Origin of the sequence: Pseudomonas saxonica, assembly GCF_007858365.1 — a bacterium.
GTDB lineage: Bacteria > Pseudomonadota > Gammaproteobacteria > Pseudomonadales > Pseudomonadaceae > Aquipseudomonas > Aquipseudomonas saxonica.
This window is the reverse complement of record NZ_VFIO01000002.1, coordinates 55,799-68,010: the sequence shown is the minus strand read 5'-3', so window position 1 is coordinate 68,010 and position 12,212 is coordinate 55,799. Positions and strand designations below refer to the sequence as shown.

Sequence of the window (12,212 nt, the reverse complement as noted above, 5' to 3'; positions counted from 1 at the left end):
GCAGCGGCTACCGGTTAAGGCGCAGGATTTGTAAATTGGCGCCAATTGGCTCTTGGGCCACGGCGAAATTGTCGTTACACTGCGCGACCTTTTTCAGGCTCGGGCGGCTTTCCCGCCCGAGTTGCGCTGCCCCTGCCAGAGTGGGGCTTCGCGGTCGGTATAGCGTGGCGCTCCCGCGTCCTGCACCGGCCAATTCTTTGTCCTCCATATGAGGATTGCCGGTGGCCAAAAAAGCCGCATCCTTCGCCGCCCTTGGTGGCCTGGTATTTTCCACCGACGCAGGTCGTCACTGTCCGGACTGTCGTCAGCCGGTGGACACCTGTACCTGCAAACAAACCCAGATCCCTGCCGGTGATGGCATTGCTCGCGTGCGCCGCGAAAGCAAGGGCCGTGGTGGCAAGACGGTTACGACAATAACCGGTGTGCCACTGGCTGAAGATGCCCTCAAAGAGCTGGCCACAACGTTGAAAAAACGCTGTGGTACAGGCGGTGCATTGAAAGACGGCATTATCGAGATCCAGGGTGATCACGTCGAACTGCTGCTTGGCGAGTTGATCAAGCACGGGTTCAAAGCCAAGAAGTCTGGCGGTTAGCAGCTTCTGTGAAGACCACCGTTGAGCTGTGCTGCTGCCCTGAAGGGCTTCAGGCACTGCTGGCCATGGTTTTCACAGAACCTGTTCTGACGGGTTTCTAAACTCCGAGCTGTTGCAGCGGTCTACCCTGCACAGACGAATCGTCACTTTCACGCTTTAGACTGCGCCAGCCTGCGATCAGGTTGGGCTTTTTGACTTATATAGGGGACTTCGATGTCCGTACGACGCACACGCAAAGACGATGGCAGCCAATGGACAGTTGCGGACAGCCGCAGTGTTTATGGGATTCGCCATTGGGGGGCCGGGTATTTCGCGATCAATGAAGCCGGTCGCGTAGAAGTCCGTCCGAACGGCCCGAACAGTTCGCCCATCGATCTGTACGAGCAAGTCGACGAACTGCGCAAAAGTGGCTTGTCCTTGCCATTGCTGGTGCGTTTTCCCGATATTTTGCAAGACCGTGTACGCCAACTGACCGGCGCTTTCGATGCCAATATCGAGCGTCTGGAATACCAGAGTCAGTACACCGCGCTGTACCCGATCAAGGTTAACCAGCAAGAAGCGGTGATCGAAAACATCATCGCCACCAAGGACGTGTCGATTGGCCTTGAAGCCGGTTCCAAGCCTGAGTTGCTGGCCGTGCTGGCGCTGGCCCCCAAAGGCGGCACCATTGTTTGCAACGGCTACAAGGACCGTGAGTTCATTCGTCTGGCGCTGATGGGCCAAAAGCTGGGTCACAACGTATTTATCGTGATCGAGAAAGAATCCGAAGTTGACCTGGTGATCGAAGAAGCGGCCTCGCTCAAGGTCAAGCCACAGGTTGGCCTGCGCGTGCGCCTGTCGTCGTTGGCGTCGAGCAAGTGGGCGGACACCGGCGGTGAGAAGTCCAAGTTCGGTCTGTCTGCTGCACAGTTGCTGTCGGTGGTTGAGCGCTTCCGCGCCGCGGGTCTGGATCAAGGCATCCGCCTGCTGCACTTCCATATGGGCTCGCAGATCGCCAACCTGGCGGACTACCAGCACGGTTTCAAGGAAGCGATTCGTTACTACGGCGAGCTGCGTAACCTCGGCCTGCCGGTTGACCATATCGACGTGGGCGGTGGCCTGGGTGTTGACTACGACGGCACACACTCGCGCAATGCCAGTTCGATCAACTACGACATGGACGACTACGCTGGCGTAGTGGTCGGCATGCTGAAAGAGTTCTGCGATGCGCAAAGCCTGCCGCACCCGCACATTTTCTCTGAAAGCGGCCGTTCGCTGACTGCCCACCACGCCATGCTGGTGGTGCAAGTGACCGACGTCGAGAAGCACAACGACGACGTGCCCGAGATCCAGAACAAGGAAAGCCTGCCGGAAACCGTGCAATGGCTGGTTGACCTGCTGGGCCCGACCGACATTGAGATGGTCACCGAAACCTACTGGCGTGCCACGCACTACATGAGCGACATCGCGGCCCAGTACGCAGACGGCAAGATCAACCTGGCTGAAAAAGCCCTGGCCGAGCAGTGCTACTTTGCGGTGTGCCGTCGCCTGCACAACTCGTTGAAAGCGCGTCAGCGTTCGCACCGTCAGGTGCTGGACGAACTCAACGACAAGCTGGCCGACAAGTACATCTGCAACTTCTCGGTCTTCCAGAGCCTGCCGGACACGTGGGCGATTGGCCAGGTGTTGCCGATTCTGCCGTTGCACCGCCTGAACGAAGAGCCGCTGCGTCGCGCCGTGCTGCAAGATCTGACCTGCGACTCTGACGGCAAGATCAAGCAATACGTTGACGAGCAAAGCATCGAAACCAGCCTGCCGGTGCATGGTCTGAACGAAGGCGAAGACTATCTGCTGGGCATCTTCCTGGTTGGCGCCTATCAGGAAATTCTGGGTGACATGCACAACCTGTTCGGTGATACCGACTCGGTGAACATCTACCAGAACCCGGATGGCAGCGTGTACCACGCCGGTATCGAGACCCACGACACCATCGAAGACATGCTGCGTTACGTGCACTTGTCGCCGGAGGAGCTGATGACTCACTACCGCGACAAAGTGGCCAGCGCCAACATCAGCGTCAAAGAGCGCACCCAGTATCTGGACGCGCTGCGGCTGGGCCTGACGCGTTCCTCATACCTGTCTTCGTAAGTTTCGCGAAGCTGTAAAAAAACGCCGCTTCCCTTACAGGGGGGCGGCGTTTTTTTATGAGTTGAACCATTGATCCCGACGCTGCATGCGCCACGCATAGACACCCAGTGTGGCGCTGCGCAGCACCATAAACAGCAAGAAACTTATCCACAGGCCGTGATTGCCATAGCCGTGCAGCGCCCAGGCCACGGGGAAGGCGATCACGGCACTGATGAGCATGGCATTGCGCATTTCGCGGGCGCGGGTCGCGCCGATAAACAAGCCGTCCAGCAAGTAACTCCACACGGCAATCAACGGCAGCACCGCAAGGTATGGCAAGTACTGGAAGGCAGTTTCTCGCACGCTGGCGATATCGGTTTGCATCTGCACAAACAAATGCCCGCCCAACAAAAACAGCAGCGTAAAGGCCAGACTGGCTAGCAGTGACCAGCCGCACGCAACCACCATCGAGCGTCGCAGCGCCTCGCGGTCACGAGCGCCGATGGCGTGTCCGCACAAGGCTTCAACCGCGTGGGCCAGACCATCCAGCGCATGGGCGGTCAGCAACAGGCCGTTAAGCAGCAGCGCATTGGCCGCCACGGTGGCATCACCCAGGCGGGCGCCTTGCAAAGTGATGGAAAAGAACACGGATTGCAGCACCAGACTGCGTATGAAAATGTCGCGGTTGACCCCCAGCAATGGCTGCCAGTTGCGCCACACGCGCAATGCGGCCCACAGCACCTTGCCCGGATACACGCGCAATGCCCCGCGTGTCAGGTACAGGCCGAGCAGGGCACCGCTCCACTCGGCAATCACCGATGCCCGGGCCGAACCGGCGACTCCCCAGTCCAGTCCGAGCACAAACCAGAGGTTAAGCGCGATATTCACCAGATTGGTCGTCAGCAGAATGGCCAGCGGCGCACGGGCGTTCTGCGTGCCCAGAAACCAGCCGACCAGCGCATAGCTGGCCAGCGCGGCGGGCAAACCCCAGAGCCGGATGTGGAAGAACTCCAGCGTCAGCTCATGCAGCTCGGCTGAGGGTTGCATCAGGCTCAGGGCCACGCCGCTGAACGGGATTGCAATAGCGCCCAGCAGCAGGGAAAGCCCTGCGGCGAGTAACAGGCCTTGCAGCAAGATTTGCCGTAATGCGTTGCCATCGCCACGCCCGGCGGCCTGCGCGGCAAAGCCGGTGGTGCCCATGCGCAGAAAGCCCATCATCCAGGCCAGGAAGATATACAGGCTGGCACCGACGGCCACTGCGCCCAGTTGGTGAGCGTGGGGCAAATGACCAATGACGGTGCTGTCGACCAGAGCGACCAGCGGCACTGAGATATTCGACAGAATCATGGGCGCCGCCAGCGCCCACACTCGGCGATGGGTGGGGCGGTCGCGCCAGTCAGCTAAGAGGGAAGAGGACATGCAGGCTCCTTGAGGGAGCGCGATTGTAGCCCAAGCCAGCCCTCACCCTAACCCTCTCCCAGAGGGAGAGGGGACTAAAGGCAAAGGCAGCCCTCACCCTAACCCTCTCCCGGAGGGAGAGGGGACTCAAAGCAGGTCAGCTCCCTCTCCCACGGGAGAGGGTTGGGGTGAGGGGCTGCCGTTCAACACGGGCTGTTATATAGTCGACCCCTTAACTGCCCAGTCAATGAGTACCCCATGCTGAACAAAGGATTGTTTCTGGCTTGCGCGTTAGCGCTGCTGAGCGCTTGCGACTCTTCATCCTCGGGAACGTCCGATACACCAACGGCCAAAGCCCAACCGGTTGCGGACGTCAAGGTGCTGGCCGAGCGCTATGCCGGGCGCGAGTTAAGTGTGGTGGACGTCTCCGAGGTACAGTTGGACGGTGCCAGTACGTTGTCTGTCAGCTTCTCGGTGCCGCTGGACCCGCAGCAAAACCTTACCGACAAATTGCACCTGGTGGACGCCAAAACCGGCAAGATCGATGGCGCCTGGGAGCTTTCCAATAACCTGATGGAACTGCGCCTGCGCCATATCGAACCACAGCGCAAGTTGATCCTGACGGTTGATCCCGGTTTGCGCGCGGTGAACGGCGCCACACTGGCCGCCGAGTACACGGCCCGCCTGGAAACCCGCGACCTGCAACCCACTGTAGGGTTTGCCAGCCGAGGCAGTGTGCTGCCCACGCGGCTGGCAGAAGGCTTGCCGGTCATTGCGCTGAATGTCGATAAAGTCGATGTTGATTTCTTCCGGGTCAAACCCGAGTCATTGCCGGCCTTTCTGACCCAGTGGGGGCGCAACAGCAGCCTGCAAAGCTACGAAGCCAAGGACCTGCTGAGCATGGCGGATCTGGTTTACGGTGGCCGTTTTGATCTGAACCCGGCGCGTAACACGCGCGAAACCCTCATCCTGCCCACCTCCGGGATCAAAGCGTTACAGCAACCCGGCGTTTATATGGCGGTGATGAAACCCTCAGGCAGTTACAACTATTCGACACCTGCCACACTGTTCACCCTCAGTGATATAGGCCTGTCCGTACACCGTTATCAGAAACGCCTGGACGTATTCACTCAGGCCCTGGAAGGCGGCAAGGTATTGGCCGATGTGGAGCTGGAACTGCTCGACGGCAAAGGCAAGCGACTGGCGCAAGGCAAAACGGATAAGGCTGGCCATGCGCAACTCGCGCTTGCACCCAAGGCTGAAGTTCTGCTTGCCCGCCAGGGCGACCAGACCAGCCTGTTGCGTCTGAATACCGCGGCGCTGGATCTGGCCGAATTCGACATTGGCGGCCCGACCGCGCACCCATTGCAGTTCTTTGTGTTCGGCCCGCGCGATCTCTATCGCCCCGGTGAAACCGTGTTGCTCAATGCCTTGTTGCGTGACCGCGATGGCAAGCCGGTCACGCCGCAACCGGTCACGGTTGAGGTGCGCCGCCCCGACGAGCAAGTCAGTCGCAAATTTGTCTGGTCGCCGGATGCCTCGGGTTTTTATCAATACCCGCTGCAACTGGCTGGCGAGGCGCCGACCGGGCGCTGGCAGTTGGTCTTCGACCTGGGGGACGGCAAGCCGCAGCTCTATGAGTTTTTGGTCGAAGACTTCTTGCCCGAGCGCATGGCCCTGGAGCTAAAGGGAAGCGATACGCCGTTAAGCCCCGATCAAACCGCTGACATTGAAGTGACAGGTCGTTATCTGTACGGCGCACCGGCAGCCGGTAATCGGCTCAGTGGGCAAGTCTATGTGCGCCCGTTGCGTGAGGCCGTCAGCAGTTTGCCGGGCTATCAATTTGGTTCGGTGACCGAGAGCGAACTGACTCAGGATCTGGAACTGGACGAGAGCGTTCTGGATGCCGATGGTAAACAAACCCTTCACCTGCAAAGTCAGTGGAGCCAGGCCAAGTCACCGCTGCAACTGATTGTTCAAGCCAGCTTGCAAGAGTCGGGCGGGCGTCCGATCACCCGCCGACTGGTACAACCGGTGTGGCCCGCCGAGCGGGTACCCGGTGTTCGCGGCCTGTTTGAAGGCACTGAAACCGACGGCGATGGTCCGGTTGAGTTTGAGCTGCTGGTGGCAGACAAGGACGGCCATAAGCTGGCGGCTGAAAACCTCAAGGTTCGACTGGTGCGCGAGCGCCGCGATTACTACTGGAACTACTCCGACAGCGATGGCTGGAGCTATCACTACAACGAGAAGTTTCTCAACCTGAACGAAGAAACCGTCAACCTGAAAGTTGGAGAAACCGCCAAGGTCAGCTTCCCGGTGGAGTGGGGCCCTTACCGGGTTGAAGTTGAGGACCCGAGTACCGGTCTGATCAGCAGCTTGAGGTTCTGGGCCGGTTATCGTGCGCAAGACAACGCCGAAGGCGGTGCCGTACGGCCGGATCAGGTCAAGCTGACACTGGATAAAGCCGCGTATGCAGAGGGCGAAACCGCCCGGGTCACGGTCACGCCGCCGGCACCGGGTAAAGGCTATCTGCTGGTTGAAGGCAGCGATGGCCCTCTGTGGTGGGAAGAAGTCGAGGTGCCCGCCGAGGGCAAGACCTTTGACGTCAAACTCGACCCGAGCTGGGCGCGCCACGATTTGTACATCAGCGCGCTGGTAATTCGTCCCGGCGAACGCAAAACCAATGTCACGCCCAAGCGGGCGGTCGGGGTATTGCACTTGCCGCTGGATCGCAGTCAGCGCAAGTTGTCGTTGACCCTGGATGCCCCCGAGAAAATGCGTCCCAAGCAGCCGTTGACCGTTAAGTTTAAAGTCAAAAATGCAGACGGCAGCATCCCTGAAAGCGCTCATGTGTTGCTCGCCGCCGTAGATGCCGGCGTGCTGAATATCACCGACTATCCGACCCCCGACCCGTACGCCAGCCTGTTTGGGCGCAAGGCGTATGGCGCGGATCAGTTGGACATTTATGGGCAATTGATCGAAGCCGGGCAGGGCCGTTTGGCCAGTCTGGCTTTCGGCGGTGATGCGGCGCTGGCCAAAGGCGGTAAACGGCCTGCGACCAGCGTGAACATCGTGGCACTGCAAAGCGCACCGGTGACGCTGAACGAGCACGGCGAAGGCGAGGTCAGCGTGAATATCCCCGACTTCAATGGCGAGTTGCGGCTGATGGCCCAGGCCTGGACGGACGACCGCTACGGCATGGCGCAGGCCAAAACCGTAGTGGCAGCGCCCCTGGTGGCGGAGCTGGCTGCGCCGCGCTTTTTGGCGGGGGGTGACCAGACCCGTCTGGCGTTGGACCTGTCCAACCTGACCGACATCCCGCAAACACTGAAGGTGCAACTCGAAGCCGAGGGGCAGCTCAGTCTGCTCGGCAATGCACAGCAGAGTGTCACCCTCAGCCCTGGCCAGCGCAGCACCTTGCAGATCCCGGTCAAGGCCCAGGGCGGCTACGGCAGTGGTGTGGTCAAGGTGACGGTCAACGGCCTCAACCTGCCGGGTGAAACCCTGGCGCCGTTCAGCCGCGAGTGGACCCTGGGTGTGCGCCCGGCGTATCCGGCCATGCTCAAGCACTACCGCGCTGTGCTCAAGGATCAGCCGTGGACTTTGCCTGAGGGTGAGTTGCAAGCCTTTGAACCCGAGGGGCGAGAGGCATTGTTGAGCTTGTCGAGCCGCCCGCCGTTGAACCTGGGCGAGCAAATACGTGCGCTTAAAGCCTATCCGTATGGTTGCTCCGAACAAACCACCAGTGGCCTGTACCCGGCGCTGTATGCCGATGCGGCGTTGCTCAAACGGCTGGGGCTTGAAGGTGAGCCGGACGCCGAGCGCACACGCAAAATCGAGTTGGGTATCGAGCGTCTTTTAGGCATGCAGCGCTATAACGGCAGCTTTGGCCTGTGGGGCGCGGACGGTCAGGAGGAGTACTGGCTGACGGCATACATCACTGACTTCCTCTTGCGCGCGAGGGATCAAGGCTATGCAGTGCCACGCCAGGCGCTGCAACAGGCCAGCCAACGCCTGATGCGCTATGTGCAAGAACGTAATCTGATTGAGGCCGATTACAGCGACAATCTCAATCACACCCGTTTTGCCGTTCAAGCGTATGCCGCATTGGTGTTAGCTCGCAGCCAGCAGGCGCCACTGGGCGCATTGCGCAGCATTTTTGAGCGACGCAGCGATGCCTTGTCCGGTCTGCCGCTGGTGCAACTGTCGATTGCCTTGCAGAAGATGGGCGACCAGTCGCGTGCCGATCAGGCGTTGGTGGCGGGCTTGGCCGTAACCCGCAAAGGCGATCAATGGTTGGGCGATTACGGCAGCCCGCTACGCGATCAGGCATTGATTCTGGCGTTGCTGGAAGAGAACGACTTGATGACTGCGCAGCGTGAACAGCGTCTGTTTGAATTGTCAGACCAACTGGCGGCGAGTGCTTGGCTATCGACCCAAGAACGCAATTCGCTGTTCCTTGCGGGGCGTGACCTGTTGAGCAAGCCAGAAGTTGACTGGTCAGCTCAACTCAACAGTGGCGGTCAAATCCGCGAGCTGAACAATCGCCAGTCGGGTATGAAGCTCGACGGGCCGCTGCTGGGCACACCGCTGAGCGTGCGTAACGAAGGTCTCGACACGGTGTATCAGCAGCTGACGATTTCGGGTTATCCACAGCAGGCTCCGGTGGCGGAGGGTGAAAACATGAGCATTCGCCGTGAGTATCTGGGCATGAATGGCGAGCCGCTTGATCTCAACGCTTTGAAAAGTGGTGATCTGGTGCTGGTTCATATCGCGGTCACGGCCAAACAGTCGGTGCCGGATGCCTTGGTGGTGGATTTACTGCCCGCAGGTCTTGAGCTGGAAAACCAGAACCTGGGGCAAAGTGCTGCCAGCCTTGAGAATGCCAGCACTGAGGTCAAGCAATGGCGCGAGGACATGCAAAACGCCAATGTGGAGCATCAGGAATACCGCGATGATCGTTATGTGGCTGCGTTGAAACTGGAGGGCAGCGGCACTGCGCACCTGCTGTATCTGGCCCGGGCAGTCACGCCGGGCACTTACCGGGTACCCCCGCCGCAGGTGGAGTCCATGTACCGGCCGAACTGGCAAGCCGTGGGCGAAACACCGGGGGAGATGGTGATAAAAGGCCGGTAAAAGACTTGCTCGTAGCAGCTGCCGAAGGAACGAGGCTGCGTCCGGCGGCGCAGCCGTCGTAAAGCCTGCCACGCGGTGTACCCTGGAAGACCGCATCTTTAGGCTTTGCGACGGCTACGCCGCCGAACGTCGCCTTCGGCAACTGCTACGTTAAGAGCGCCAGGGGTTAGCTGATCACCCAGCTCAAGATCCACAAACCCAACAGCAGCCAGATCACGCCACCGATGATCGAGGCGCGCATAAAGGCGCGTACGGCGTTGTACAAAAACAACAAGCCGATCACCAGTACCGCGATGCTGACAATTGAAGTGTCCATGCCCAGGGCACGGGCCATGCCGTCAATGAAGTTGCCGCCCGCCTGGGTAATGGCCGTGAACAGACCACTTAAGGATTCAACAATAAAGTGCACAATCTGGCCAAGCCAGAGGCCAAGGTTTCCAGCGAAGCTTTCTACGTACATGGATATATTCCGTTCAATAAGATGGCCACTGTGCCAGAGATGGCCATTGGGCAACCAGTCATGGCTTAAAGTTGCGTTACGAGTGAGTGTGAGTGAGTTCTCGTCTTAAAAACATCGTCTTGTGGAGTGCGGGCAGCCTGCTGGCGGGATGCGTACTGCTGTGGCTGGCGGATCGACTTTGGCCATTGCCCTTGCCGCAGGACGATATGGCCCGCGTGGTACTGGCAGAAGATGGCACACCGTTATGGCGTTTTGCTGATGCCCAGGGGGTGTGGCGCTATCCCGTGCACCTCAATGAGGTGTCGCCGTATTACCTTGAAGCGTTGCTGACCTATGAAGACCGCTGGTTTTATCAACACCGCGGGGTAAACCCGTTGGCGCTGGGGCGTGCCACCTGGCAGAACCTGACCGGGGGGCGGGTGTTGTCCGGCGGCAGCACGCTGTCGATGCAAGTCGCGCGCTTGCTCGATCCGCATGAGCGCACGTTGACCGGCAAATTGCGCCAGTTGTGGCGCACGGCACAGCTGGAATGGCATTTAAACAAAGAGCAAATCCTCACGCTGTACCTCAATCGCGCACCGTTTGGCGGCACGCTGCAAGGCGTCGCCGCCGCCAGTTGGGCGTATCTGGGCAAGTCACCGCTGCACCTCACTCACTCTGAAGCCGCGTTATTGGCGGTGCTGCCGCAAGCGCCCAGCCGCCTGCGGCCTGACCGTTACCCGGCGCGCGCGCAAGTGGCGCGGGACAAAGTACTGCGTCGCCTTGTCGAGTACCAGGTGTGGCCGCAGGGTGCGGTGGCTGAGGCGCTGCAAGAGCCTTTGCTGCTGGCGCCGCGTCTGGAGCCCAGTCTGGCGCCCTTGCTGGCGCGCCGATTAAACCGTCCTCATAGTCCGCCTTTGATTCGCACCACCCTTGACGCTGGCTTGCAGCGTCGCCTTGAAGATTTATTGCTGGGCTGGCGAGCTCGTTTACCCGATCGCACCTCGGCGGCCATTGTGGTGGTGGAAACCGAGACTATGGCCGTTCGGGCTTATTTAGGCTCGGTGGATATCAATGATGCGCGACGTTTTGGCCATGTCGACATGATCCATGCCCTGCGCTCGCCCGGCTCTACGCTGAAACCGTTTTTATACGGGCTGGCCATGGACGCAGGACTGATTCACTCCGAATCGCTCCTGCAGGACGTGCCGCGTCGTTATGGCGATTACCGGCCGGGCAACTTTTCGATGGGCTTCAGTGGCCCGGTGTCCGCCAGCTCGGCATTGGCGCTGTCGCTCAACTTGCCGGCGGTGCAACTGCTCGAAGCGTATGGGCCCAAGCGGTTTGCCGCAGAGCTGCGCAATGGTGGTGTGCCGCTCAGCCTGCCCGCGTTGGCCGAGCCTAATCTGGCATTGATTCTGGGAGGGGCGGGCAGCCGTCTGGAGGACGTGGTCAGTGGTTACAGCGCGTTGGCGCGGGGCGGCAAAAGTGCGGCCCTGCGTTTACAGCCACAGGACGAACTGCGCGAGCGGCGTCTGCTGTCGCCGGGTTCGGCATGGATCATCCGGCGCATTCTCAGTGGGCAAGCCCGCCCCGACCGCGATCCAAAGGCCGAACTGGCTCAGCGTCCGGCGCTGGCCTGGAAGACCGGCACCAGCTATGGCTTTCGCGATGCGCTGGCGATTGGTGTAGGGCCGCGTTATTTGATCGGCGTGTGGATCGGCCGGCCCGATGGCACACCCGTGCCGGGGCAATTTGGTCTGGCTTCTGCTGCGCCGCTGATGTTGCAAGTGCACGATGTGCTGAGTAATCGCGACAGCCAGCGCGGCATTGTCAGCCCGGTGCCACCGGTACCCGATACGGTCGGCGTCGCGGCAATCTGCTGGCCGTTGGGGCAACCCTTGAATCGCACTGATGTGAATTGTCGGCGTCAGCGTTTTGCCTGGACGTTGGACCACACCACACCGCCGACCTTACTGGCTGCCGACCAGCCTTTGGGTTCGGGTTTGCGCGAAACCATCTGGGTTGACCCGCAGGGCTTGCGAGTGGGGCCGCACTGCCCCGGTGCTACGCCTCGCGTAGTCGCCTTGTGGCCCGCGCCGCTTGAACCGTGGCTGCCTCGTGTTGAGCGGCGCGAAGCGCGTTTGCCGCTGGCTTCGGCGCAGTGCCCGCCGCCGGCGCTGAGTTCAGTCGCCCAGCTAACCATTGTCGGCGTTCGCGAGGGGGATCGCCTGCGCAGCCCGGCGTCAAGCCAGGCGGTGGTGCGGCTTACCCTGTCGGCGTTGGGCGGCGATGGCCGGCGCTGGTGGTTTCTCAATGGCAGGCCGCTGGGTGACAGCGGCTTTGAGCAAACCTTGACCACTGCACTGGAGCAGGTAGGCCGTTACGAACTCAGTGTGCTGGATGAAAGTGGCCAAACGGCGCGGGTCGGGTTCAATGTGGTGGAGTAACAAGCAATCAATTGTGGTTATACCCTAAGGGGTAGCGAAGGTGCGTGTTTAATTGATTGAACATCTGCCCTGTTGAAAACACAGGGTTTT

Annotated in this window: 6 protein-coding genes; 4 read left to right on the top strand and 2 right to left on the bottom strand. The window is 60.3% G+C overall.

Going from position 1 to position 12,212, the window contains the following annotated elements:
• The first annotated feature begins 221 nt into the window (after positions 1–221).
• Complete coding sequence (locus FJD38_RS07530) at positions 222–593, top strand: translation initiation factor Sui1 (protein WP_146384694.1); 372 nt, start codon at positions 222–224, stop codon at positions 591–593.
• Between the two features lie 213 nt (positions 594–806).
• On the top strand, positions 807–2,720 hold the full coding sequence (gene speA / locus FJD38_RS07525) for an arginine decarboxylase (protein WP_122784988.1): 1,914 nt from the start codon (positions 807–809) through the stop codon (positions 2,718–2,720).
• A 54-nt stretch (positions 2,721–2,774) separates the two neighbouring features.
• Here the strand turns inward: speA and FJD38_RS07520 are convergent, their stop codons facing one another.
• Positions 2,775–4,118 carry an MATE family efflux transporter gene (locus FJD38_RS07520; protein ID WP_122784987.1) on the bottom strand — a complete coding sequence of 448 codons (1,344 nt, stop codon included), beginning with the start codon at positions 4,116–4,118 and terminating at the stop codon, positions 2,775–2,777.
• Between the two features lie 237 nt (positions 4,119–4,355).
• Between FJD38_RS07520 and FJD38_RS07515 the strand changes: the two genes are divergently transcribed.
• Complete coding sequence (locus tag FJD38_RS07515) at positions 4,356–9,233, top strand: alpha-2-macroglobulin family protein (RefSeq protein ID WP_146384692.1); 4,878 nt, start codon at positions 4,356–4,358, stop codon at positions 9,231–9,233.
• Positions 9,234–9,399: 166 nt separating this feature from the next.
• Here FJD38_RS07515 and FJD38_RS07510 read toward each other — a convergent pair whose 3' ends face one another.
• Complete coding sequence (locus FJD38_RS07510; RefSeq protein ID WP_122784985.1) at positions 9,400–9,693, bottom strand: hypothetical protein; 294 nt, start codon at positions 9,691–9,693, stop codon at positions 9,400–9,402.
• Between the two features lie 119 nt (positions 9,694–9,812).
• On the opposite strand from FJD38_RS07510, the gene pbpC reads away from it, so the two are divergent.
• Positions 9,813–12,122 carry a peptidoglycan glycosyltransferase PbpC gene (pbpC, locus tag FJD38_RS07505; protein ID WP_146385070.1) on the top strand — a complete coding sequence of 770 codons (2,310 nt, stop codon included), beginning with the start codon at positions 9,813–9,815 and terminating at the stop codon, positions 12,120–12,122.
• The last annotated feature ends 90 nt before the right edge of the window (positions 12,123–12,212 follow it).

Bases quoted from the DNA above. Each gene is read 5' to 3' on its own strand.
- FJD38_RS07510 (WP_122784985.1), bottom strand. From the start codon at position 9,693: ATGTACGTAGAAAGCTTCGCTGGAAACCTTGGCCTCTGGCTTGGCCAG.
- FJD38_RS07520 (WP_122784987.1), bottom strand. From the start codon at position 4,118: ATGTCCTCTTCCCTCTTAGCTGACTGGCGCGACCGCCCCACCCATCGC.
- FJD38_RS07515 (WP_146384692.1), top strand. From the start codon at position 4,356: ATGCTGAACAAAGGATTGTTTCTGGCTTGCGCGTTAGCGCTGCTGAGC.
- speA (WP_122784988.1), top strand. From the start codon at position 807: ATGTCCGTACGACGCACACGCAAAGACGATGGCAGCCAATGGACAGTT.